Origin of the sequence: Sphingobium sp. Cam5-1, from assembly GCF_015693305.1 — a bacterium.
GTDB lineage: Bacteria > Pseudomonadota > Alphaproteobacteria > Sphingomonadales > Sphingomonadaceae > Sphingobium.
Genome location: NZ_CP065139.1, coordinates 261224 through 284088 on the forward strand (window position 1 = coordinate 261224; position 22865 = coordinate 284088).

At 61.3% G+C, this 22865-nt stretch carries 22 protein-coding genes, 1 tRNA gene and 1 other annotated feature; of the genes, 9 read left to right on the plus strand and 14 right to left on the minus strand.

All coding sequences use genetic code 11. From position 1 onward, the window contains the following. Window positions 1-25: 25 nt before the first annotated feature. Both IZV00_RS15300 and IZV00_RS15305 read right to left on the minus strand, forming a co-directional pair. The gene (locus IZV00_RS15300) at window positions 26-340 is read right to left on the minus strand and encodes a hypothetical protein (protein ID WP_196227279.1); all 315 of its coding nucleotides are present in this window, start codon (window positions 338-340) and stop codon (window positions 26-28) included. A gap of 66 nt (window positions 341-406) precedes the next feature. Beyond that, entirely contained in the window at window positions 407-928 is a 522-nt protein-coding gene (locus tag IZV00_RS15305; RefSeq protein ID WP_196227280.1) for a MarR family winged helix-turn-helix transcriptional regulator, read from the minus strand. Between the two features lie 122 nt (window positions 929-1050). Between IZV00_RS15305 and IZV00_RS15310 the strand changes: the two genes are divergently transcribed. Continuing rightward, window positions 1051-1125 (plus strand) — tRNA-Gln (locus tag IZV00_RS15310). A gap of 582 nt (window positions 1126-1707) precedes the next feature. Further along, window positions 1708-3030, plus strand: a complete 1323-nt coding sequence (locus IZV00_RS15315; protein WP_196227281.1) for an Hsp70 family protein — start codon at window positions 1708-1710, stop codon at window positions 3028-3030. Between the two features lie 59 nt (window positions 3031-3089). Here IZV00_RS15315 and IZV00_RS15320 read toward each other — a convergent pair whose 3' ends face one another. The 3 genes from IZV00_RS15320 to IZV00_RS15330 form a co-directional block, all read right to left on the minus strand. Next, window positions 3090-4571, minus strand: a complete 1482-nt coding sequence (locus IZV00_RS15320; protein ID WP_196227282.1) for a SulP family inorganic anion transporter — start codon at window positions 4569-4571, stop codon at window positions 3090-3092. A gap of 80 nt (window positions 4572-4651) precedes the next feature. Next, window positions 4652-4707: a sequence feature (sul1 is cis-regulatory element that is thought to sense ions involved in sulfur or methionine metabolism; They are found in Alphaproteobacteria), on the minus strand. Between the two features lie 14 nt (window positions 4708-4721). Further along, on the minus strand, window positions 4722-4934 hold the full coding sequence (locus tag IZV00_RS15325) for a hypothetical protein (RefSeq protein ID WP_196227283.1): 213 nt from the start codon (window positions 4932-4934) through the stop codon (window positions 4722-4724). After that, window positions 4934-5395, minus strand: a complete 462-nt coding sequence (locus IZV00_RS15330) for a YaiI/YqxD family protein (protein ID WP_196227284.1) — start codon at window positions 5393-5395, stop codon at window positions 4934-4936. Before IZV00_RS15330 ends, IZV00_RS15325 begins: the two co-directional genes overlap by 1 nt. Before the next feature lie 240 nt (window positions 5396-5635). On the opposite strand from IZV00_RS15330, the gene yaaA reads away from it, so the two are divergent. Further along, the gene (gene yaaA, locus IZV00_RS15335; RefSeq protein ID WP_196227285.1) at window positions 5636-6388 is read left to right on the plus strand and encodes a peroxide stress protein YaaA; all 753 of its coding nucleotides are present in this window, start codon (window positions 5636-5638) and stop codon (window positions 6386-6388) included. A 123-nt stretch (window positions 6389-6511) separates the two neighbouring features. Here the strand turns inward: yaaA and IZV00_RS15340 are convergent, their stop codons facing one another. Beyond that, window positions 6512-6703, minus strand: a complete 192-nt coding sequence (locus IZV00_RS15340) for a hypothetical protein (protein ID WP_196227286.1) — start codon at window positions 6701-6703, stop codon at window positions 6512-6514. Window positions 6704-6828: 125 nt separating this feature from the next. After that, complete coding sequence (locus tag IZV00_RS15345; RefSeq protein ID WP_196227287.1) at window positions 6829-7200, minus strand: DUF6481 family protein; 372 nt, start codon at window positions 7198-7200, stop codon at window positions 6829-6831. Between the two features lie 227 nt (window positions 7201-7427). Between IZV00_RS15345 and IZV00_RS15350 the strand changes: the two genes are divergently transcribed. Both IZV00_RS15350 and IZV00_RS15355 read left to right on the plus strand, forming a co-directional pair. Beyond that, window positions 7428-10517, plus strand: coding sequence for a glycosyl hydrolase (locus IZV00_RS15350; RefSeq protein WP_196227288.1), 3090 nt, complete (start codon window positions 7428-7430; stop codon window positions 10515-10517). 28 nt (window positions 10518-10545) lie between these two features. Next, window positions 10546-11751, plus strand: coding sequence for a family 43 glycosylhydrolase (locus tag IZV00_RS15355; protein ID WP_230463457.1), 1206 nt, complete (start codon window positions 10546-10548; stop codon window positions 11749-11751). Window positions 11752-12100: 349 nt separating this feature from the next. On the opposite strand, the gene IZV00_RS15360 is transcribed toward IZV00_RS15355, so the two are convergent. The 7 genes from IZV00_RS15360 to IZV00_RS15390 form a co-directional block, all read right to left on the minus strand. Continuing rightward, window positions 12101-13882 carry a flavin-containing monooxygenase gene (locus IZV00_RS15360; protein WP_196227289.1) on the minus strand — a complete coding sequence of 594 codons (1782 nt, stop codon included), beginning with the start codon at window positions 13880-13882 and terminating at the stop codon, window positions 12101-12103. After that, complete coding sequence (locus tag IZV00_RS15365) at window positions 13879-14283, minus strand: VOC family protein (protein ID WP_196227290.1); 405 nt, start codon at window positions 14281-14283, stop codon at window positions 13879-13881. The genes IZV00_RS15360 and IZV00_RS15365 overlap by 4 nt, the downstream gene beginning before the upstream one ends. A 47-nt stretch (window positions 14284-14330) precedes the next feature. Further along, on the minus strand, window positions 14331-14684 hold the full coding sequence (locus IZV00_RS15370; protein WP_196227291.1) for a VOC family protein: 354 nt from the start codon (window positions 14682-14684) through the stop codon (window positions 14331-14333). An 87-nt stretch (window positions 14685-14771) separates the two neighbouring features. Next, window positions 14772-15560, minus strand: a complete 789-nt coding sequence (locus IZV00_RS15375; RefSeq protein ID WP_196227292.1) for an SDR family NAD(P)-dependent oxidoreductase — start codon at window positions 15558-15560, stop codon at window positions 14772-14774. 13 nt (window positions 15561-15573) lie between these two features. Beyond that, window positions 15574-16467, minus strand: a complete 894-nt coding sequence (locus IZV00_RS15380) for an amidohydrolase family protein (RefSeq protein WP_230463458.1) — start codon at window positions 16465-16467, stop codon at window positions 15574-15576. Beyond that, entirely contained in the window at window positions 16464-17666 is a 1203-nt protein-coding gene (locus IZV00_RS15385) for an alpha-hydroxy acid oxidase (protein WP_230463459.1), read from the minus strand. The genes IZV00_RS15380 and IZV00_RS15385 overlap by 4 nt, the downstream gene beginning before the upstream one ends. A 132-nt stretch (window positions 17667-17798) precedes the next feature. Next, on the minus strand, window positions 17799-18746 hold the full coding sequence (locus tag IZV00_RS15390) for a LysR substrate-binding domain-containing protein (protein ID WP_196227294.1): 948 nt from the start codon (window positions 18744-18746) through the stop codon (window positions 17799-17801). Between the two features lie 90 nt (window positions 18747-18836). Here IZV00_RS15390 and IZV00_RS15395 point away from each other — a divergent pair, with 90 nt between their 5' ends. The 4 genes from IZV00_RS15395 to IZV00_RS15410 are packed head-to-tail and all read left to right on the plus strand — an operon-like array spanning window position 18837 to window position 22864. Continuing rightward, window positions 18837-19388, plus strand: coding sequence for a thiamine pyrophosphate-binding protein (locus tag IZV00_RS15395; RefSeq protein WP_196227295.1), 552 nt, complete (start codon window positions 18837-18839; stop codon window positions 19386-19388). Continuing rightward, window positions 19376-19966 (plus strand): thiamine pyrophosphate-dependent enzyme, encoded by a 591-nt coding sequence (locus IZV00_RS15400; RefSeq protein ID WP_196227296.1) that lies wholly within the window; start codon window positions 19376-19378, stop codon window positions 19964-19966. The genes IZV00_RS15395 and IZV00_RS15400 overlap by 13 nt, the downstream gene beginning before the upstream one ends. 35 nt (window positions 19967-20001) lie before the next feature. Further along, on the plus strand, window positions 20002-21492 hold the full coding sequence (locus IZV00_RS15405; protein ID WP_196227297.1) for an aldehyde dehydrogenase: 1491 nt from the start codon (window positions 20002-20004) through the stop codon (window positions 21490-21492). Window position 21493: 1 nt separating this feature from the next. Further along, window positions 21494-22864, plus strand: coding sequence for an MmgE/PrpD family protein (locus IZV00_RS15410; protein ID WP_230463460.1), 1371 nt, complete (start codon window positions 21494-21496; stop codon window positions 22862-22864). The last annotated feature ends 1 nt before the right edge of the window (window position 22865 follow it).

A 22865-nucleotide genomic window follows, 5' to 3' on the forward strand; every position in this document is an offset into this window, starting at 1 on the left:
CAGCCTTGAGACTCACGCCGCTTGTTCAATCCCTCTTCAAGTCATTCCCCGCGCGTTCCATAGCGGCGCCTGCATCTTCCTTCGCTTCCCGGGCTTCGCGCCTTGCATCCTGCGTTGCGTTTCTCGTCGCCGCACCGATCTCGTTCGCGCCTCTGTCGATCGCCCGCTCGGCATGATCGAGACCATTGTCGATCTTCGCTCCTGCCTGATCGACCGTCCGGTTGACGTCATTGCCAATCGCCGACCCCGCATTTTCCAGGCTGTCGGTTGCTTTTTCCGAGCAGGCCGACAGGCCCACCCCTGCGACAATCACCAAAGCGGCCACAATTGATGCTCTCATGCTTCCCTCATCTTGCTGTCAAACGCATGAGCCCAACCGTTAGCCCGCCTTATGGTTGCCTGTGGGTCAGCGGCTACGCAGGCCGGAAACCATCGATCGATCCGCGTCGGGGATCAGCCCCTCCAACACGCGCCAGAAGCCCGTCACCGACCCCTGCCCCGCCTGCGCATAAGCTGCCGCCATCTTTTCACGCAGCGCGCGGAACAGATCGGCCTCCAGAGTCTTGCCCGACGCGCTGAGCCGCAACAGCTTCTGCCGCCGGTCGCTCGCCCCCTGCCGCGTCTCGATATAACCACGCTCTATCAGGTCATTGAGCACCCGGCCCAGCGACTGCTTGGTGATGGACAGCAGGCGCAGCAACTCCTTCACCGTCAGGTCCGGTTGACGCGAAATAAAATAGAGCGCGCGGTGATGCGCACGCCCTAGTCCCTGTGCCGCAAGCCCGTCGTCGATCGATCGGGTAAGCGCGGAATAGCCGAAATACAGCATCTCGATCCCCCGCCGAATCTCATCCTCCCGCAGGAAGAGAGGCGACGCAGGCGTGATCTGCGAAACCGGTGCATTGGCGGGCGAACTGTTTGCATTCATGCGAGGCGTCCAGGAAGATTTCGAAGCCCGCATATTGGCGAAGCCATAGTGACATGACTAGGCTTTCCTTTCGCGCAACAGACGCTATATGCCGTCCCGCGCGGCGGTTGCCGCACACATGCTGGGGCGTCGCCAAGCGGTAAGGCAGCGGCTTTTGATGCCGCCATGCGCAGGTTCGAATCCTGCCGCCCCAGCCAAACTGTCGTGATTCGCAGCGAAGTTCCGGTAAGTCATTGAGGTTCGGAACGGAAAGTGCAGCGGCTTTGGGCCGTGCACATGAGCTGTAGCGATAGGATGTGACAGAGCATGGGCGCAGTCACCAACATCTTCCGGCGCGGCGCCATTTATTATTTCCGCCGCCAGCTGCGATGGTCCGACGGCGCGATCTGCGCTATATGCTTGAGCCTGCGCACCGCTCGGCTGGCGCACGCCCGCCATGTCGCCACATTGCTTAGTGCCATGTGCGAGCGCGCTGGCGCAGACAGGAATGGCACCATGGCAGGTATCTCAGTCAGCCATCGCCAGCGCAATCAGCTGTTTCAGCAGCAGCTTCAGGCCGAGCGCGACATGCTCTGCGAATGGCGTGCGGCCCGGAATCATGGATATCATCCTCGCGGTCTTGATCGAAAACGGCATGATGGACCTGCGCAAACAACCCAATTCATCACCTATCCCCCTCCCCCGAAGCCGGAATAAGGGCGCGTTTGCTCAATTGCGCATCCCGTCCATGCCTGCGATAGCGCCCAGCCCCCTCAATCCGCGCATCACAGGACCCAATCATGACTTCGCTGGCTCGCTCGATCGGCATCGACTTCGGCACCACCAATTCGGTTGTCGCGGTGGGCGGCGGGAATGGCGACGCGACGATGGTGGATTATCCCGCGCCCGGCAACGCCGGGTCGATCTTTCGCTCCGCTCTTTGCTTCTGGGAGGATCATGGCGTTCCCGGCGGGGTGGCGCGGGAAGCGGGGCCTTGGGCCATTGCCGAGTTCCTTGAGTTCCCCCAAGGTAGCCGCTTCCTGCAATCTTTCAAATCCGTCGCAGCAAGTAGGGCATTCGAACATGCGACAATCTTCGACAAGCGGTTTCGCTTCGAGGAGTTGGGCCATGTTTTCCTGGAGCGGTTGCGGGCACATGCTTCCGACGCGCTAAAGGACCTCCCATCCCGCATCATCGTCGGACGCCCAGTCCGCTATGCGGGGCAGCGCCCGGACAGCGCGCTTGCCCGCCAGCGGTACGAACTCATGTTTGCGGCCCTCGAACGGGAAATCCATTATGTCTACGAGCCGCTGGGCGCTGCGTTCAGTTTTGCTTCCAGCCTGGCCGAACCTGCCACTCTGCTGGTCGCGGATTTCGGCGGCGGCACAAGCGACTTTTCTGTCGTGCGCATAGAGGCGCCGGGGACCGCGCGGCGCTGTACACCGCTCGGGTCCGCGGGCATCGGCCTGGCAGGCGATCGGTTCGACTATCGCATCATGGACAAGCTGGTCCTGCCGATGCTGGGCAAGGGCGGCACCTATACGTCCATGGGCAAGGCGCTGGAAATACCACCCGGCCATTTTGCCGATTTCGGCGACTGGGCTCGCCTTGCGCTGATGCATAACCGGCGCACGCTGGCCGAGTTGGAGAAGCTGAAGCGGGCAGCGAGCGATCCCGCCGCGATCGGCCGTATGATCGCCGTGGTGGAAAATGAGCTTGGCTATCCGCTCTATGACGCGGTTGGGCGGTTGAAGCGGGCGCTCTCCACCGAGGAGCGCGCGCACTTCCATTTCGACAGTTCGGGCGTGCGCGTGGAGGCAGACGTCAGCCGTGCCGATTTTGAAAGCTGGATTGCACCCGACCTCGCCCGCATCGGCGCGACGGTGGACGTAGCGCTCGACCGGGCCGGGATCGGCGCGGGCGCGATAGACCATGTCTTCCTGACCGGCGGCTCCTCATTGATCCCCGCCGTCCGCCGCTTGTTCGAGCAACGCTTCGCCGCCAGCCGCATCGCGAGCGGCAATGAGCTGACCTCCATCGCCCACGGCCTTGCGCTGATTGGTCAGCAGGCCAGCATCGCGGAATGGACGGCAAGCGGCGAAGATGAAACAGGGCAGGGTTGAAATGGCGTTAGGTTGCAAACTTATGGGCAGGTCCGCTGCGTATGAACTGATGGCGGCCGTCAGGAAGTTGCGTCAACCACCGTTGGCGCCAAACGATCAACAAGGATAGCGCTTGCCTGGTTCAGTCCGGTGACCTCGACTTCGATACCATGATGCCGCATTTTGGTAACTACCTCCTCCAATGCACCCACTGCCGTAATGTCCCACAAATGGCTGGAAGTGAGGTCGATGCGGACGTTGGCGGTCGTATCTCGGAGATCGAAACGGTCGGCGAAAATGTCCGCGCTTGCAAAGAAGATCTGGCCCGCGACGGTGTAGGTGCGGGTGTCGGTCGCGCCATCATAGTCGGACGTGACCTCCATAATCCGCGTGACCTTGAAGGCGAAGAACACGCCGCTCAACAGGACTCCCACGGCGACACCCGCCGACAGGTCATGGGTAACGACGGTAACGACGACGGTCGCCATCATCACTGTGCCAGATACCTTGGGATGGCGGGCGAGGTCGCGGATCGAAGCCCAGGAGAAGGTGCTGATTGACACCATGATCATGATCGCGACGAGCGCCGCCACAGGCACCTGAGCAATCCAGGGACGAAGCGGCACCATGACAAGGAGGAGGAACACACCCGCTACAAGGGTGGAAAGTCGCCCCCGCCCGCCATAACGTACGTTACCCACCGTCTGCCCGATCATCCCGCAGCCGGCGATGCCTCCGAACATCCCGGCCGCAACATTAGCAAGGCCTAGGCCGGTGCACTCGCGCGCCTTGTTGCTGGTGGTTTCAGTCAGGTCGTCGACGACGCTGGCCGTCATCATGGACTCAAGAAGGCCGACGGCTGCCATGGCGGCTGCGTAAGGCAGGAGGACGCGCAGGGTTTCCCAATCGACCGGAACATCGGGCCATGTCAGGGAGGGCAGCGATGAGGGCAGGCGACCAAGATCGGCGACCGTGTGGATCGGCATGGGAAAAGCGATGCTGATCGCCGTCAGGACGAGGATGCAGATCAAGGGCGACGGAATGGCCGTTGTGATCCGGGGCACCAGATAGATGATCGCGAGGCCGACAGCGATCATCGCATAGGTGTGCCAGCTCACATGCAGCATTTGCGGAACTTGCGCTGAGAAGATGAGGATGGCGAGCGCGTTGACGAAACCCGTTCGAACCGAACGGGACACGAAGCGCATCAATATAACCAGCTTCATCAGGCCGAAAACAATTTGCAACAGCGCTGCAAGGATCGTCGCCGCGAGGAGATATTGCAACCCATGGGCATGGACTAGCGCCGCCGCGACAAGCGCGACGGACCCCGCAGCGCCGGAGATCATCGCAGGGCGTCCACCCGTAAAAGCAATGACTATGCCGATTATGAAGGAAGCAAATAGCCCTACTTCCGGATCGATACCAGCCACGAAGGAGAAGGCGATAACCTCCGGGATCAAAGCGAAGGTGCCGACCATGCCGGCGAGGACATCACGGCGGGCGTTGGCCGCGCCATCGAACCATTCGGCGCGATAGCGCGCAAAAGCGATGCTGTTCATGTTGGAAAACCGACGAGGTCGCACGGGACTGCGTGATCGGAGCTGGCGGAAATCGGCTCCTGACAATCTCGAGCAACGAACGTTATCCGGCGGATCGGCGGCCGGAATAGCCACCCGGAATTTCACCGGGTCCTTGCGAATGCCGTTCCCTTAGCCCTCTCGACTGGTGAGGGCAATCCGTCGCTGCGTCGGGATGCGGCGATCACTACCACCCACGGTCACGGCGGCGGGCTCCGCTAGGGCGTCCGCGATGAAGGGCTTGTCCTCGAATGCGCCCAGCGCCCGTGTGGTAGACCAACGACTTGTGCTGAGCGGCTGACCAAGGTCGTTTCTCTCTGGAGCAAGGGAAAGGAGGATGGCCACTACATTTTCCGTCGAAGCCGTACTATCGTCTCGTCCAGCATGGACAAAAAGCGCGACCGATCCGCCTTTCCGAACGGTGCTGGACCCCCGAGGGCATCACCGGCCATGCCCGCCCGCAGGTCAGCCATGATGGCTCGTGTCGCGACGGCACTGCCAATGGATGCAGGGGTAAAAGGCTTCCCATTCGGGGCGATCACAGCCCCGCATCCAGCCTTGAGGCACCGGTCGGCCAACAATATGTCGGCAGTGATAACGATGGAGCCTGCGTCCACATGTTCCACGATCCAATCATCCGCTGCATCAAATCCGTCACTCACCACTATCCGCAAGACGAGTGGATGCGCCGGCACCCGGATGGGGCTGTTCGAAACAACGATGGCGGGTACGTCATACCGCCACGCGACCTTGTAGATCTCGTCCTTTACGGGGCAAGCATCGGCATCGATTAGGATTTGAGGCATCCGCTCGCTGTAACCGGCTTCGTCAGAACCTTGAAGAGCCTTCTGAAAGGCGCATTTCGACAGGATCAGTTTCGCGCGACTATCAGCGTGGCTTGGAAATCTGCGCGTCGCGGCTGGTCGGGTGAACGTGGGCAAGCCTGATCCGGGGAAATTTATATCGGCCGTTGAAGTTGGGGTCGCGCTTAAAGTCTGAAGATCGACGGTTTGACGCCCGGGGCTGCCGCAGCTACCGCCCGAGGCATGATTGTCCTGCTTTCTCCCGCCAAGACGCTCGACTTTGAGCGCGCCTTGCCGCCACTCGCCGTCACTACCCCGCATTTTGCCGAGAAGGCGCGCGGTCTCGCCAAGTCGGCGTCGAACCTGTCGCAAAAGCGGCTGGCGGAGCTGATGCATATCTCGCCGCGCCTCGCAAAACTCAATGCGGACCGTTTCCGGGACTTTGCCGATTTGCCCGAGCGGCAAGCGCTGTATGCTTTTGCCGGGGATGTCTACACCGGTTTCGAGGTCGATACGCTGGACGAGGCCGGAGTCGCCTTTGCACAAGATCATGTGCGGATGCTCTCGGGACTATACGGGCTGCTCCGGCCTCTCGACGCGATCCGCCCCTATCGTCTGGAAATGGGCACCCGCTGGGCGCCCCGGCACAAGAAGCTGACAGACTGGTGGGGCGATCGCATTGCCACGCTGCTGCGGGCGCAGGTTGCGGAGGAGGGATCGGACACCGTGCTCAATCTCGCAAGCCAGGAATATTTCGCGGCTGTCGAAGGCAAGCTGGAAGGCTTGCGGGTGATCAACATAGATTTTCGAGATCCTGGTCCCAATGGTCCGCGCTTCGTGAGCTTCAACGCGAAGAAGGCGCGAGGCATGATGGCGCGTTGGATGTGCGAACATCACATCACCGACGTTGAGGCCATGCGCGGCTTTGACAGCGACGGATACCGGTTCGATCCGGAAGAGAGCGAGGTCGATCGCTGGCGCTTCACACGATCATGAGCGGTGCGGCCGAGCGCCTGCCGTTGTTGTTGGTACGGCCGGTATCCCGTTAAGTTGGGAATGAACGGCCTGCATTGATGACAAGAACGTCACCATCGGGGGTCTCAAATTTGACGTACCCGTTCATCGAGTTTTCGCTTCCGGGCCGGACGGAGCAGAATCACTGCTTTTCTTAGCTTTATGCTTTGCGAGCAGTCCGTCCAGTTCCGCTATACGAATGCGCTCCGGAGTATCCTTCGCAAGGCCCTTCAGCCTGCATTCGGCCCATAGGCTTCGGCGCTCTGATTCCAATGCTTTCAGATACAAATCGGCCATATTCTCTCCGAAATTCCGGTGGACGCACAGCGTTAATGGGCTGTGTTGAGCAGCTCATTCGAGGCGGTGTGAGTCCGGCTCGCCCATATATACAGGGCGCCTGCTGGCACCGGCGCGGGCATCACTTATCTATTTCGAGCTTTGCGCGCAGCGTAGCGCGCATCGCGCGCGGCCTTCATTTCAGCGGCGCTGGGGGGCGTCAGCCTGGCGGCCTTGAGTGCTGCCGCAGCCTCCGCGGCGGCTTGCTTTTCAGCTTCTGCCGCCAGTTCCGCCGCTTTGCGTTCCGCCTTTTGAGCCTTGGCTAAAGCAGCAGCCTCAGCCTTGGCAGCCCGCTCGATTGCAATTGCTTGATCCTTGGCTTCGCGCGCTCGGCGTCGCTCCGCCATAATTGCCTCGTCGACGGGCGGCTTGGCTCTCAACGCATCCAGGGCCTTCTGTTTGGCCGATCCTGCTGCGGCGATACGATCTTGGAACGAGGGAGCTTTATAAGAAGGCAATGCTTATCCTTGAATTCGATATAAATCGCGCACCGGGCGCTAAAAAATGCGGCATGAAGCGTCGCAGCGGGTGCCATTAGCAAAAAACCTTCCCGATCTCAATATCGCCAGACTACTGGCGCTTCATGACCACCGCCTTCTATTGCTTCGGGCTCGCGAATGGCGATAAAACGCACGTTGCCGTTCTTTTTTAGATCGGCTAAGCATGTCTTCGTGAGAGGTGAGGCATGATGCGGGGAAGTTCGTTCACATTGAAGTTGGCGCTGATGATTTGCGCCGGCCATGTTTCCTCTGCCATTGCACAAAATGCCAGCGGAGCGCCTTCTCTCAACGCGGATATATTCCGAAATCCTCCTGCTTCTGTACGGCCCATTTATCGTTGGTGGCTTCCCCTCGCGGCGGTCGAGGAGGACGAACTTCGCCGTGAAATCGACCAGATGGTGCAGGCGGGCGCGGGCGGCGTGGAGATCGCAGCCATGCCCGTCCCCGGAGAAACTGGCAGCGACCCGGCATTTCTGAAGGATAATGGCTTTGGCAGCAGCCGATGGTCCCGGACCCTTGAAACAATATTCGATCATGCAGGCGGCAAAGGCCTTCGTGTCGATGTGATGGTTGGCCCGCACTGGCCCACCAGCGTTCCCAGCGTGTCCAGCCTGGACGATCCAGCAGCGCAGCAACAGCTTGTCGCCGGTTACGCGCGCATCGCGCCGGGACAGCGCTGGACAGCTGCGCTTCCACTACCCGCCAAATCCAGCACCGGTGCAGACACGCGCCGCACGCTCGTGGCCGTGCTCGCGGCACGCTGCGCGACGGATGCGTGTCCGGAAACCGGAGGCACGCGGATGATCGATCGGCAGTCGGTACAAGACCTGACGGCAAAGGTTGCAAAAGACGGAACCTTGTCTTGGAACGCCCCGGCGGGCGCTGACCCATGGTGGGTGATTGCCCTGTATCAGGTTCCCGACGGTCAGAAGCTCGAAAATCTGAGCGCGAGCACGCCAAACTATGTGATCGATCATATTGGCCCTGCGGGCGCCCGCGCGGTCACTGATTTCTACGATCGCTCTATCCTCACGCCCCGTCTCCGTTCCCTGATCCGCACTAATAAAAGCTCCTTGTTCGAGGACAGCTTCGAACCGTCCGAAGGCCTCAAATGGACCTCGACCTTCCTCGCCGAATTTAAACGGCGCAGGGGCTATTCACTCACGCCCTATCTTCCCCTTCTGGTCGGTGGCGGCGTGGGTGCGCGCAAGGGCTTCTTCGACTATGCCGATACAGGTGAGCGGGTGCGGGAGGATTATCGCCAGACCTTTTCCGATCTCTATGGCGACAATCATATGAAGCCTTATGCGCGCTGGGCGCATGGTGTGGGCATGACCACCCGTCTTCAGGTCGAAGGCGGGCCGATGGAGATCGCCGATCTCGCCGCCCTGCCGGATATTCCGGAAGGCGAGAACCGCAATTTCCTCAACAATCCCGAACTGTTCAAGGTGATCGGCACCGGCGCGCAGCTCCGCCTTATGGAAGCCCCCTTGTCCACCGAATGCTGCCCGATCCAGGCTGGCACCTGGGCGACCACGGCAGGCGGCAAGCCTTTCACCATCGCGCAAGGGACTGGCGCACCGTTCGGGCAGGCCGGCAACGATGCGAACTTGAACTGGGTGTACAAAGCGTATGCAGGGGGCGTGAACCAGCTGGTCTGGCACGGCTTCCCCTATATCGCGACGCCAGAGGGCAGCGGCGTGCGCTCTCGCTGGCCGGGCAACAGCTTCGACGGCAACAAGGAATTTTCCGAAGCCTTCGGCCCAAGGATGCCGCAATGGCCAGACTACCGGCTGATCAACGATCACCTCGCGCGGCTGCAACTTGTCATGCGGCAGGGTCGTCCGCGCTATGACATCGCGGTCTTCTGGCATGACTTCGGGGTGAAGGGGATCGCCCCTAATGTGACGGCTTTCACAGGCTATCCCGGCCTTTCGAAAATGCCGTCGACCACGTCTCCGCTGGCCGCCGCTGGCTTTACCCATCAATATGTCAGCCCATCCTATCTGACGAGATCGACCGCCCGTGACGTGCGCAATGCTGTCTGGATGCCCCATCGCATGGGGTTCAAGGCCATTCTTCTCAACGATCAGGCGGTGATGCCGGTCGATAGCCTGCGCCGCATTCGCGATGTCGCCCGCCTTGGGGTGCCGTTGATCATCGCGGGCCGCGTGCCCGAGCGGACGCCAGGACTTGCCGGAAAGCGTGGCGGCGACGCGGAGCTTGCCCGGCTCGTGGCGGAGCTTAGGACGCTCGCGCAGCGATCTGATGCGCGGGTCCGCTTCGTTGCCGACGAGGCGGAGGCATCCGTTGCACTAGCTGGGCTAGGCGTTGAACCGGCAGCGGCGCGCGCGCCCGGGGATGGTTCATCCGACATTCTTACTGTTCGGCGGCAAACCGCAGACACCGATTACTATCTGCTGTTCAATCAGGGCACGCAGACGACGAGCGAGACGCTTAGCTTTGCAGGCACAGGCATTCCGTTTGAACTGAACAGCTGGACGGGTGAAATCCTGCCCCTGGGACTGTACGAGCAAACCGGCGGCGCAGTCCGCATTCCGATCACTTTGGCGGCGAACGACGTCAAACTGATTGGGATAGGCCGTCCGCTGGACCTGAAGTCCAGCCCTGCTATCCACGCAGTCGCCACCACGGGCCACACCATAGGCAGCGACGGCGCGGGGCTGGTCTTGCGCGCCGATCGATCAGGGCACTTCCAGACTAAACTGTCGAACGGCAAAGTCGTCCAGACGCGCGTCCAAGCGCTGCTTCCCCCCATGCCGCTTGACCGCTGGACCCTGGGCATCGAAAGCTGGACCGCAGATCATACGGGCCTGCCCGGCCTTGACCATACACGTCGGCAGCGCTTGCCGGATTTACCCGTGAAGGCTGGAGCCGATCACAGCCTGCCGGGTTGGAGCGCGCTGGGGCATCCAGACAAGGCAGGCCGCGGCTTCTACACCGCCGACATTCAGCTGCCCGCGTCGTGGAGCAAGGGCGATGGCGCCTGGCTTGATCTCGGACAAGTGGTGGACACCTTCCGCCTGACGGTCAACGGCATGGCGGTGCCACCGTCCAGCTATCAGGACACATCCCGCATCGACATCGGCCCCCTCCTGCGGGCGGGGGCAAACCGCATTGAGGTGCGTGTTGCCACGCCTCTTCGCAATGCCGTGGAAGCGGCCACGAAGGAAGGGGCCAAGATGCTGAAGCAGGTGGGGCTGATCGGCCCGGTGATCTTGCGCCCTTATCGCGACGTGGCGCTGGGGCGCTAGCTGGTATAACTATATCGAGGAAGAGTGCATGAAGTTATCGAGACGGGAGATGGTCGAGGCGGGCCTGTCGGCTTTTACGCTGACATGCGTCGCGTCAACAAGCGTGGCGGCGAGAAGCCCCGGCAGTGGCGTTCGCCGGACCAGTATTAAGCCGGGCGAACTGTGGACCGACACGGCGGGCAAGCCGATCCAGGCGCATGCGGGCGGGGTCATCCATGTCGACGGCGTCTTCTACTGGTATGGCGAAAACAAGGAGTTCACGACCGGTAAGGACACTCCGGAAAGCTGGGGTATCCGCATCTATCGTTCGACCGATCTCTATAATTGGGACGATGCCGGGCTCCTTATCCCGCCCGACAGGTCAGGCGCAAAGACGGCGCTCAGCCCCAGCGTCTTCCCCGAACGCCCGCATATCCTTCACAATCGCAAGACCGGTAAATTTGTCTGTTGGATCAAGGTGCGGGGCCTTGGTCCTGAACATCGGATCGTGCTGACAGCGAACAAGATCACCGGGCCTTACACCATGGTCAACGAGCATCTTCTGCCAGCGGGCATGAAGGCGGGCGATTTCGACATGGTAGCCGATCACGAAACCGGTCGCGCCTATATGTATTTCGAGCATGACCATAAGGAACTGGTCTGTATTGAACTTACCGAAGACTGGTGCGGGGTAACCGATCAACTATCCCGTCACTTCCCGTCCTCAGCGCCCGACACCAAGGAGGGAATTGCCTGCTTCCAGCGTCGCGGCAAACTGTACCTGACCGCGTCGGGCATGACGGGCTATTTTCCCAACCCGTCCAGCGTCGTCGTCGCGAAGGATTATCATGGACCGTTCGAAGAGCTTGGCGACCTTCATCCTGGCGATCGCAGCCGCACGTCGTTCAACTCTCAGATAAGCTGCATCTTCAAGCACCCCCGAAAGAAAGATCTCTACATCGCCATGGCGGATAGATGGTTTCCGCAATTGGGTGAGCTTGGCGGGGAGGAGTTCAACAATGGCAACATCTCGGAAAATCTGAGGTCAGCGATCCGCAAGATCTCGTCAAAGCCCTCGCCACCTCCGACACCGGCAGAGGTGAAGGCTCTTCAGTTCTTCGTGAAAAGTGGCGGATCGGCTTTGACCGGCGTCAATACGTCGATCTCGCGTTATGTCTGGCTGCCAATTCGTTTCTCAGAAGATCGCCCGACGATAGAGTGGAGCGATGAATGGCGAGTCAACGACTACTCATGATTGCGTTTAAATAAGCAGCATAGCGGGCCGCCCGACGAACGAATTTGTCGGGCCTCGTTAAGCCGCCGGGTTTGTCATCGAGCGACCGAGTTGATTATCGCTTGCCTCGATGGCAGCTGCCTCAACGTCTCCACTTCAGCCATCACGCTCGCTCCTTCCAACCCGGCGTGGGCTACCGCTGGTTAGGCCCAAATCCAAGATGATCGCGCGCGGTCGCTCCCATGGGAGGACCCGGAAGGCAGGAATGAGCGGGCTGATCATCTGAACCCGCCCGCGGCGATCAGCATGTCCTTACGATCCGCGAGTAGGTCACGTGGGGAGAGCGCCGCTCCAGCCCGTTCGCCGCTCCCTAGCCCCGCGAGATCTCAAGGCCTTCGAGATCGCCCTTCTCCCGCCATTTCCTCAGTTCCTCGAAATATACCATGGTACCGCCCGCGAAGGGAGCGTTGCGCGCCATCTTGGGATCACCGAGCGATCCTTCGTTGTTGTAGAAGCCAGGCGTGCAATCGGTCGAAAATTTCGCGCTCCCAGTCAGGTGCGAGAACAGCACGCCAAGCCAGCTTTCCTGCGCCTGCTCGGTCGGCTCGAAGGTTCGGGCCTCCAGCTCCACCATGCGCTTGATCGTATAGGCCGTCTGGATTGCGACCTGATCGAGAATGGGAACGACGTTGACGCCGGTGCCACCCTGGATCAGGCTGGACATCACCAGATTGGGAAATTTTTTCGTATACATCCCATGCAAGGTCGCTGCCCCCTCCCCCCAAGCGTCGGTCAGGGCCTGTCCGTCCCGGCCGTAGAGTTCAAAGCCGAGCCTGCGCGTGTAGCCTGTCGACACCTCAAATCCCGAGGCGTAGATCAGGCAGTCGACCGGATAGTCGATGCCGTTTACCACGACGCTATTCTCGGTGATCCGCTCGACGCCCTTCCCGTCGGTGTCGACCAGCGTGACGTTCGAACGGTTGAAGCTCTGCAGATACTCGTCATGGAAACACGGGCGTTTGCACATGGTATTGTACCAAGGCTTCAGCGCTTCTGCCGTGGCGGGATCCTGCACGATTTCATCGATGCGTGCGCGGATCGCCTCCATCCGGGCGAAATCGTTCAGCTCATATTGATCATCGTCCGCCGCTCCGCCTTCGAAATTGACGCCGCCCGAAATCTGGGTCCAGCCGTCATTGACCAGATCTTCGTCCATGGGCTGACCGCTGACCAACGCCTCGAAATTCTCGATCCGGCGCTGCTGCCAGCCTGGCTGAAGCGATTTGACCCATTCCGGATCGGTGGGCTGGTTGTTCCTGGCTCCCACGCCAGAGGGCGTACGCTGGAAGACGTAGAGATGCTCTGCGTGGTGGGCAAGATTGGGTACCGCCTGTACGGCAGTCGCGCCCGTGCCGATGATGCCGACGCGTTTGTCCTTCAGACTATCCATCGGCTCGGTCGGACTGCCACCGGTATAATGATAGTCCCAGCGGCTGGTGTGGAAGCTGTGTCCCTTGAACGACTCGATCCCTGGGATGCCGGGCAGTTTGGCCTTGTGCATGATCCCGCCAGCGATGACGAGGAAGCGCGCCGCCAGCACGTCGTCATGATTGGTCCGGACCAGCCAGCGCGCACGCGTCTCATCCCAGCGAACTTCCGATACCTGCGTCTGGAACAGTGCGCGGTCGTACAGGTCGAAATGGCGGCCAAGCTGCTGGCAATAGGCGAAGATCTCCCCCGCCTTGGCGTATTTCTCCGTCGGGATGTAGCCGGTTTCCTCAAGGAGCGGCAGGTAGATATAACTCTCGATGTCGCAGGCTGCGCCCGGATAGCGGTTCCAATACCAGGTGCCGCCGAAATCGCCCGCCCGGTCAATAATGCGGAAATCGTCGATGCCCTGCTGCCGCAGTCGTGCACCGGTCAGAATTCCACCAAATCCGCCGCCAACGATGGCGACCTCTGTCTCTTCGACGATCGCGGAGCGCGTAAAGCCTGGCTCCACATAGGGGTCGGCGTCGAAGTCGCGAAATACCGCGTTCGGATCAAGATATTGGTTCGGACCATCCGCCCGCAAACGCTTGTCGCGCTCAATACGGTATTTTTCTCTTAGCGCTTCAGGGGATATCCGGATCATATTCTTAACATCGCTCATGAGCTGGCTCCGACGAACTGCATGACCTCGATGCTATGCCCCTCCGGGTCGGCGACGATTGCATAGCGGAAATTATGTTCTTGCAGCGTTTCGGCCGCTCTGATGCTGGTGCCGCCAGCGGCCAATGCAGTAGCCACGACGGTATCCACATCATCGACCATGAAGGCAATCGCTGCCTCGCCAGGCGTTGGGGTGGGCCTGTTGACATAGTGCATCAAAGCGAGTTGCTGGTCGCCTTCCCCTGACCCCATCTTGAGAAAGATTTCGATATGCGGATCTGCGGTTTCGAGGCCATCGAAACGTCCGACTTCCTTCATTCCGAAGGCGTCGCCGTAGAAACGTACCAACGTGTCTGGGTCTCTGACCATCAGCTTGAAATAGAATAGCGAAATCTTGCTCATGATTGTTCGTCACCACGTCAAAGTTGCTGAAATACGGTCGATGTTTTTCAAAGGCCGAATTGCATGACCTCAATAGCATGACCTTCGGGGTCGGTGATCGTTGCCCAGCGAAAATTATGTGCATCCAAGGTTTCGGCCGGCAAGATTATGCCGCCGCCTCTGGCCTGTGAAGCAGCCACAACGTCGTCCACATTCCCCACCGTGAAGGCGACCCTCACTTCGCCAGGTTGGGGCGTAGGCTTGGTGAAATATTGCATCAGGCACAGTTGCTCGGTGTCTCCTGCCGACAGGTATATCTCCAGGTGAGGGCGTACATGTTCGGGTTCGTAGATACGCCGGATTTCCTTCATTCCGAACACCTCACGATAGAAAGGCGCCAAAGCCTCCGCATCGCCGACCATCAATTTGACATAATATAGTGAAGTATTACTCATCAATTTCTCTCGCTGCTATCAAATTAATGACGTCTGATATTCAACTTCATGATGTCACTCGGCATCTCGTCGCCCTTGCGCGACTTCGTGCCGATCATCTGGCATAGTATAATTAAGGCCCAGTCGTCCGCCGTCGGCGTAGACAGTTTGTCCGGTGATGTAGGAAGCCTCGTCGCTGGCGAGGAAGGCGGCGATGCTCGCAATTTCTTCCGGCTCGCCAATGCGGCCGAGCGGCGTGCGGCTGAGGATGCGGCGGCGCTGCTCCTCGCCTGCCATGACATTTTTCCCCATTTCGGTCATGATGGTCCCGGGTCCGATCGCATTTACACGGATACCCCTTGGCGCGAGCGAAACGGCCGTCACGTTGGTCAACTGCCGTATTGCCCCTTTCGAAACAGCGTAGGCAATCTGATTTGGGATGGCGAGGATAGCATTAACGGACGATAAGTTGATGATCGAGCCGCCTTTCTGCATCAGCCTGGCTGCGGCCTGCGTGGCGAAGGTTGCGGCTTTGACGTTGACGGCGATCACACGATCAAAGCCCTCCTCTGTCAGCTCATCCAGTTCAGCGGCATGGGTGATCCCCGCGTTGTTCACCAATATGTCGAGCCGCCCCCACGTAGCACGAACATCATCGAACAGGGCATTGCGATCGGCCGTGGATGCCATGTCGGCGCGCAGGAAGCGCTGGTCGAGCCGCTGCGCAAGGGCCTGACCACTTTCTTCGGCCAGGTCGCAGAGAAGGACGGACGCGCCTTCCTGCACGAACCGTTCTGCAATGGCTGCGCCTATGCCAGCGCTTGCTCCCGTGATCACCGCAGTTTTGCCGCTCAGGCGTGCCATTATAGCAACCTTTTCAGAAGTTGTAGAAACGTGCCGGATTGTCCACCAATATGCGGTTGCGCACCGTTTCGTCGGGCACCCACTCGGCGAGCAAGTCTAGCAGCCCGGATACCGTGGGCATCGGCCGCCATTGCGCGACATGGGGCCAGTCCGATCCCCACACGCAACGATCGGGGGCGGCGGCTACCAACGCCCGTGCGAAGGGGACGGAATCGCGATAGTCCGGCTGTTCCGACATGCGGAATGCGTCGGATATCTTCACCCATCCGCCGTCGGCGACGAGTTGGACCAGCATCTGGAAACCCGGATGATCGATGCCCGCTGTGTAAGGGATGTGCCCCATATGATCGATAATCCAGGGGCAGCGAAGGCGGGCGATGCGCGGGGCGAGTTCCACCAGCTCACGGCCGTCGAGCAGGAGCTGGAGATGCCAGCCCATCTCACAGGCCAGCGCATCGAACCGCTCCAGATCCTTGAAGCCTATTCCCCCGCCGTAGAGCCCCCCACCATCGCGGATGAAGTCGTTGAGGCGAAGGCCGCGCACTCCCGCCTCATGCGCCTCGGCATAGGCTCGGCCGGGTAGATCGGCAGGCATGACGGCAACGCCGCGCAGCCGCTCACGATGCGCCGACAGGGTCTCACAGAGCAGCCGATTGTCCGTTCCGTGCACGCTGACCTGAATGAGTACGCCCTTGGCAAAACCGACGGCATCCAGCATCGCCAGATAGGCTTCCGCACTCGCTGGCGGCGGGGTATAGGACCGTTCCGCCGCAAATGGATATTCGGGCGGTTCACCGATCACATGGCAATGCGTGTCGATCGCGCCTGCGGGCATCAGAAAGCGGGTTGGCGGACCCTGCTCGGCAGGCGGACCGGGGCACGGGCGGGGCTGGTCGGTCTCTGTCATATGATTGCTCCGTCCGTACGGTGGAGATAGTCCGGCCCAAGCTCATCGAGCGAGTTGGTGCCGAGGAGTGCCATGTTCCGGTCGATCTCCGCACGCAGCAGGCCGATGGCGTGGCGCACCCCCGCTTCACCATGCACCGCCGCCGCATAGAGGAAGGGGCGACCGATCAGCACCATTCGCGCGCCCAGCGCGATCGCCTTCAATATGTCGCTGCCGCGCCGGAATCCGCTGTCGATCAGGACGGGCATGTCACCTGCGACAGCGACGGCAGCGGGCAAGGCGTCGAGCGTGCCGATGGCGCCATCGAGTTGCCGCCCGCCATGGTTCGACAGGATGATCCCGTCCGCGCCAACGCTGCGGGCCAGCCTCGCATCTTCGGCGTGAAGCAGGCCCTTGATGACCAGATTGCCGCGCCAGCGGTCCCGAATATATCTGATACCGTCCCAGGTCAGTCGGTCGCGTTGTCCGAAACTGCGCTCGGCATTGCGGGCGATCACGGGCGCGCCGCGCGTGGCGCTGGAATTTTCGAACGCTGGCATGCCGTGGCGGAGCAAGGTCGGCGCGAATGTGCCGAGCAACCAGCGCGGGTGCAGCAGGCCGTCGAGCGCCAGCCGAAGAGAAGGCTTGAGCGGCGTGGAGAAACCTTCGCGGATCAAATTCTCGCGATTGCCCAGCACCGGCACATCGACGGAAATGACGAGCGTTCCGAAACCTGACGCCGCAACCCGGTCGACCACACCGTCGATCCAGTCGCGATCAGCAGGAAGATAGGCCTGGAACCAGCAGGAGGGCGAAACGGCGCGCACCTCCTCCAGCCGAATGAGCGATGTTGCGCTGAGCAGCATCGGCACATTTTCGGCATGGGCGGCCCGTGCGAGCGCGATGTCCCCCCGCATCGCGATCAGCGCCGATAACCCCATGGGTGCTATGCCGAACGGGGAAGTCCAGGTTTGGCCGAATAAGGAGACCTGCTGGGTCCGGCCCGCCATATCCCGCAATGCCCGGGGAACGAAGGTGACACGGCGCATCGCCTCCCGATTAGCCACAACGGTCAGATTATCTTCGCATGCCCCAGCGACATAGCCGAACAGCGGGCGCGGCAGGTGCGCACGCGCAAGCGCTTCATAATCATTGAGGGACAGGATGCGCGCCGCCTTCCGCTTCATCCGGGCCGATGGCTCGGCTTCCCGCCTATCCAACGCTGTCCTCCCCACCATTTTTACAACCCGGCATCGCGGCAGAATAGGCCGTACGCCGTGTTGATAGTCATAGAACAGCTAACGGGACCTATGCCAGATCGCTATGCCCGCACCGCGGCGGGGCTTGAAACATCAATATTGGAGCTGCGCTTTCCAGACGCCGCTATCCACCAGATGCTTGATCTCTTCGCGCACCAGCCGAACGATGATACGCGTGGATCGGGTCAGTTGCTCCTCGCGCGGCATCCCGAGCACCAGCTGGCGAACAACGGGCGGATGACCGATCGGCGCATAGCGCAGGATGCCTGCATCAACCTCTCGGCTCATGGAGGACAGGGGCAATACGGTATAGCCAAGCCCGAACTCCACCAACTCCTTCAGCACCAGGAAGGAGTCCGCTTCAAATCGGACGTTGAGCGGCACCCCAGCCTTGCGCGCCGCTGCCTCCACGATCAGCCGAAGGCCGTGCGACTGGCTGGGCAGCACGAGAGGCAGCTTGACAATGTCCTGGATCGGAACTTGAACGGCGGGGTCCAGCGCGGACGAAGACGGGCCAACCAGCACCAATTCCTCATACAGCATTTCCACCACGTTCATTTGGAAATCCGAAGCCGGGCCGTAGAGAAGCGCGACGTCGATCTCCCCCCGCTGCAGCCAGTCGATCAGGTGCCCCGCATAGCCTTCGACAATGCGCAACGAGATGTTCGGTGCCTGCTCCGCCACACGCCGCGCAAGGCGTCCCGCCAGAATATAGCTGACTGTCGGCGGCACACCCAAGGCGATCTGGCCGCCCCCCTCCGCAGAGCGGTTTCGTATGTCGTCAAAGGCCTGCCGGACTTGTCGTACCGGCCCCGCGATATGCTGGCGCAACTCCTCACCAGCCGGGGTGAGCTGCATGCCCCGGCGATGGCGGTAGAATAGCGGCGTGCCAGCCTCTTCCTCCAGGATGCGCATTTGGCGGCTAAGAGCGGGCTGGGCGATCCGCATCCTGTCGGCTGCCCGGCTGAGCGAGCCGAGTTCGGCGATTTTCAGGAAATGTTCAAGCCGCCGGAAGTCCACCTGCACGCACCTTTCTATCATGCCTAACCGACATAGCTGGACGCGTAGATTGTTCCTATTGGTTTAGCAAATCCCGCAATAGGCTTTGCGAAATCTAATTCGAGGGACCGCATGTCAGTCATTAGCGAGACGGAAACAGGGGCGCATGCCGACTCCCCCTGGGCACCCATAATCTTCGACGCCTTGCAACAGGCGAATATCCGACAGGTCAGCTATGTTCCGGACGCAGGCCATGCGCGCCTGATCCGCATGTGTAGCGCCGCCGAGACCATGAAGACCATCGTCCTCACCACCGAGGAAGAGGGCATCGCGCTTTGCACCGGGGCCTGGCTGGGCGGGGAGCGCAGCGCTCTCCTCATGCAGTCGAGCGGCGTTGGCAACTGCATCAACATGCTCTCGCTGCTGGCGAGCTGCCGCGTTCCGTTCCTGTCCATCGTCACGATGCGCGGCGAGTTTCAGGAGTTCAATCCGTGGCAGGTCTCAATGGGCCGGGCGACACCCGCCGCGCTTGAGATCATGGGCGTCACCACCATCCGCATCGACCGGCTGGAAGACCTCGCCCCCATGATGGCTTCCGCAACCACCATGGCATTTGAAAGCGATCAGCCGATCGCCATCCTGTTGTCGCAAAGCATGCTGGGAGCCAAGAAATGGCTGAAGTGAACCGTCTTCACCGTCGCCCGGCCGTGGCGGACCTGCTCGCCGATCGCAAGGACATGCTGATCGTGACCGGGCTCGGCTCTCCGACCTACGACGTTTTTGCTGCGGGTGATCATCCCGGCAACTTCTATCTTTGGGGCGCGATGGGCGGCGCGGCGCTGACCGGGCTTGGTCTCGCTCTGGCACAGCCGGATCGGCCCGTGGCGGTGGTTACAGGCGATGGCGAGCAGCTGATGGGCATTGGCGGCCTCGCCACCATCGGCGTGCAGCAGCCGAAGAACCTGTCGATCGTCGTGCTGGACAACGGCCATTATGGCGAGACGGGTGGCCAGATGAGCCATGCGGGCGCAGGCATTAACCTGGCCGAACTGGCGCGCGTTTGCGGCTTCACCGAATGTTTCGAGGTCAGCGATGAGGCAGGGATCGTCCGGGCACGCGAAGCGATCGGCACCATTGGCGAGGGTCCGCGCCTGATCGTCATCCGCATTATCCATGAAGAAACGCCGCGTGCCCTGCCCGCGCGCGACGGTGTATGGCTGAAAGCGCGCATGCGCGAACATCTAGGCTTTGGGCCGAACTGAAGCAGCAACCCACGTCAGCTTGGGGAGAATGTTTGATGGCTGAGGATCTGGTCCGGTTTCGCAATCTGCTGGCGGGTCGTTTGCGCGACGCAGATGGCGGCGAATGGTTGGAGAGCCTTGATCCTGCGACGGGTGAGGCATGGGCGCTAATCCCGCGCTGCACCTCCGCCGATGTCGATGTGGCGGTGGAGGCGGCGCGCACCGCATTCCACTCACCCGACTGGCGCGGCCTGACTGCCACCGCGCGCGGCGCCCTGCTCTATCGCTTTGCCGACATCCTCGCTGAAGAGGCGGAACGGCTGGCGCAGATCGAGACGCATGACAATGGCAAGCTGATCGCGGAAATGCGCGCGCAGCTTGGCAACCTTCCCACCTACTATCGCTATTTTGCTGGCTTGGCTGACAAGATCGAGGGCCATGTCCTACCCATTGACAAGCCGTCGATGCATGCCTTCACCCGTCGCGAGCCGCTGGGCGTCATAGCCTGTATCACGCCGTGGAACTCGCCGCTGATGCTGCTCGCGTGGAAGCTGGCGCCACTGCTGGCGGCGGGCAACACGGCGGTCATCAAGCCGTCCGAACATGCGTCCTGCTCCACCTTGGCCTTTGTCGAGCTGTTCGAGCGCGCGGGATTTCCAGCGGGCGTCGTCAACACCGTTACGGGCCTGCCCCAGGAATGCGGCGAGCCCTTGGTCAAGCATCCCGACGTTGCCAAGATCGCCTTCACCGGGGGCGAACCCGGTGGCATTGCCGTGTATCGCTCCGCTGCCGAAAACCTGAAGAAGGTTACGCTGGAACTGGGCGGCAAGTCGCCCAACATCATCTTCGGCGATGCGGATCTGGAACGCGCCGTATATGGGGCGGTGTCCGGCATATTCGCAGCGTCGGGTCAGACCTGTATCGCAGGATCGCGTTTACTTGTTCAGCGCGACGTTCATGACGAGGTGGTGGAGCGTCTGGTCGCCTTGGCAGGCACGGCGCGTATCGGCGATCCGAAACTTGCCGATACGCAGGTCGGGCCAGTGACGACCCTGGCGCAGCGGGGCAAGGTGCTCGATCACATCGCGGGGGCGCGCCAGTCAGGTGCGGAATGCGTGCTGGGCGGCGGCCAACCCACGATTGCAGGCTTGGAGGACGGCTGGTTCGTGCAGCCCACTATCTTCACCGGCGTCACAAACCAGATGCCGATCGCCCGGCAGGAAGTATTCGGGCCAGTGCTCGCCATCATCCCGTTTGATGACGAGGAAGAGGCGCTGTCGATCGCGAATGACAGCCCTTATGGCCTCGCCGCTGGGGTATGGACGCAAGATATTGGCCGCGCCATCCGCATGTCGGAACGGGTCGAAGCGGGCACAGTCTGGGTCAACACCTATCGCGCCGTCAGCTTCATGGCGCCCTTTGGCGGCATGAAGCGCAGCGGTATCGGGCGCGAAAACGGGCAGGAGGCGATGGACGAATATCTCCAGACCAAGAGCGTGTGGATCGACCTTGGCTCACCCGTGTCAAACCCCTTCGTCATCCGGTGAGATGATGAAAATCACGGAAGCCTTGGCGGATTTCTGTGCCACCGTCTCGATAGCTTCCCTTCCGGCGGAAGTTGTAGAGCGCACGCCCCTTCTTTTGCTCGACCTCATCGGCAGCATCGTACGCGCGCGCAGCGAGGCAGCAGTTGCTCCACCCTTGCTCGCCACGGTATCCGCGATGGGCCTCACCAACGGCGCCGCCAGAGTGTTTGGCGATCCGGCGAGCTACGCCCCGGCGGGCGCGGCGTTGCTCAATGGCGCGTTTGCTCATGCGCTCGACTTCGACGATACGCATGCAGCAGGGACGTTGCACCCAGGCGCGCCCGTCGTTCCGGCCGCTCTTGCCGCTGCGGAGATGACCGGAGCATCCGGCGCAGACATTCTCGCCGCCATCGTCGCAGGCTATGAGACCTGCTGCCGGATCGCGGTGGCGCTGCCAGCGGGCGATCATTATGCGCGCGGTTTTCATCCCAGCGCGACCTGCGGCGTATTCGGCGCAGCTGCCGCTGCTGCGCGGGTGTTCGGCCTGGACACAGCCGACATCGGTTCCGCGCTGGGCATCGCGCTCAGCCAGAGCGCAGGCAGCCTCCAGTTCCTGGCCGACGGCGCGCAGACGAAGCCGTTTCAGGTGGGCTGGGCCGCGATGGCAGGCCTGACCGCTGCAACCCTTGCGCGCAACGGCTACAAGGGGCCTGCCGAAGCGATCGAGGGGCGCCATGGCTTCCTTCAGGGCTACGCGCCCTCACCACGGCCGGACCGCATCGTGGAGGACCTGGGTTCGGTTTTCGAGCTGATGCATACGGGTATAAAGCCCTATCCTTCTTGCCGCTACGGCCATGCCGGTATCGACGCGGTTCTAGCGTTGCGCGCGGAGCATGGGTTTCAACCGGAGGAGGTCGACAGCATCACCTATGGCCTGTCGAACGCGGGCCTGCTGCTGGTCGGAGCACCCATCGAGCATAAGCGCAATCCGCGCAATATCGTGGATGCGCAGTTCAGCGCGCCGTTCGTCCTCTCATGCGCTCTGGTGACGGGCGCAATGGAGTGGGACAGCTATCAACGGCTGAACGACCCACTAATCCGTGCGATACTGCCCAAAGTTGATTGCATCCACGACCCACAGATCGAGGCGGAGTTTCCTGCCAACATGTCGGGGAAAATCACCATCACGGCACGCGGCCAGACATTCAGCCGCAAGGTGGTCGTGCCGCTGGGCGAACCGTTCAACTTCCTCAGCAGGGACAAGCTGCTGGCGAAGTTCATGGCGCTTGCCGCTCCGGTGATCGAGGCTCAAAAGGCGGACGCGCTCGCGACGGTTGCACTTGATCTCGCTTCTCTGCCGGATGTTGGAAAACTCACGACTCTGGCGGCATAAG

Coding starts and splice junctions, on each gene's coding strand:
- IZV00_RS15340 (WP_196227286.1), bottom strand. CDS start 6,703: ATGGCCGATTTGTATCTGAAAGCATTGGAATCAGAGCGCCGAAGCCTA.
- IZV00_RS15365 (WP_196227290.1), bottom strand. CDS start 14,283: ATGAGCAAGATTTCGCTATTCTATTTCAAGCTGATGGTCAGAGACCCA.
- IZV00_RS15410 (WP_230463460.1), top strand. CDS start 21,494: ATGATGAAAATCACGGAAGCCTTGGCGGATTTCTGTGCCACCGTCTCG.
- IZV00_RS15370 (WP_196227291.1), bottom strand. CDS start 14,684: ATGGTCGGCGATGCGGAGGCTTTGGCGCCTTTCTATCGTGAGGTGTTC.
- IZV00_RS15350 (WP_196227288.1), top strand. CDS start 7,428: ATGATGCGGGGAAGTTCGTTCACATTGAAGTTGGCGCTGATGATTTGC.
- IZV00_RS15330 (WP_196227284.1), bottom strand. CDS start 5,395: ATGCCTCAAATCCTAATCGATGCCGATGCTTGCCCCGTAAAGGACGAG.
- yaaA (WP_196227285.1), top strand. CDS start 5,636: ATGATTGTCCTGCTTTCTCCCGCCAAGACGCTCGACTTTGAGCGCGCC.
- IZV00_RS15300 (WP_196227279.1), bottom strand. CDS start 340: ATGAGAGCATCAATTGTGGCCGCTTTGGTGATTGTCGCAGGGGTGGGC.
- IZV00_RS15380 (WP_230463458.1), bottom strand. CDS start 16,467: ATGACAGAGACCGACCAGCCCCGCCCGTGCCCCGGTCCGCCTGCCGAG.
- IZV00_RS15320 (WP_196227282.1), bottom strand. CDS start 4,571: ATGAACAGCATCGCTTTTGCGCGCTATCGCGCCGAATGGTTCGATGGC.
- IZV00_RS15395 (WP_196227295.1), top strand. CDS start 18,837: ATGTCAGTCATTAGCGAGACGGAAACAGGGGCGCATGCCGACTCCCCC.
- IZV00_RS15390 (WP_196227294.1), bottom strand. CDS start 18,746: ATGATAGAAAGGTGCGTGCAGGTGGACTTCCGGCGGCTTGAACATTTC.
- IZV00_RS15315 (WP_196227281.1), top strand. CDS start 1,708: ATGACTTCGCTGGCTCGCTCGATCGGCATCGACTTCGGCACCACCAAT.
- IZV00_RS15400 (WP_196227296.1), top strand. CDS start 19,376: ATGGCTGAAGTGAACCGTCTTCACCGTCGCCCGGCCGTGGCGGACCTG.
- IZV00_RS15405 (WP_196227297.1), top strand. CDS start 20,002: ATGGCTGAGGATCTGGTCCGGTTTCGCAATCTGCTGGCGGGTCGTTTG.
- IZV00_RS15305 (WP_196227280.1), bottom strand. CDS start 928: ATGAATGCAAACAGTTCGCCCGCCAATGCACCGGTTTCGCAGATCACG.
- IZV00_RS15355 (WP_230463457.1), top strand. CDS start 10,546: ATGAAGTTATCGAGACGGGAGATGGTCGAGGCGGGCCTGTCGGCTTTT.
- IZV00_RS15360 (WP_196227289.1), bottom strand. CDS start 13,882: ATGAGCGATGTTAAGAATATGATCCGGATATCCCCTGAAGCGCTAAGA.
- IZV00_RS15375 (WP_196227292.1), bottom strand. CDS start 15,560: ATGGCACGCCTGAGCGGCAAAACTGCGGTGATCACGGGAGCAAGCGCT.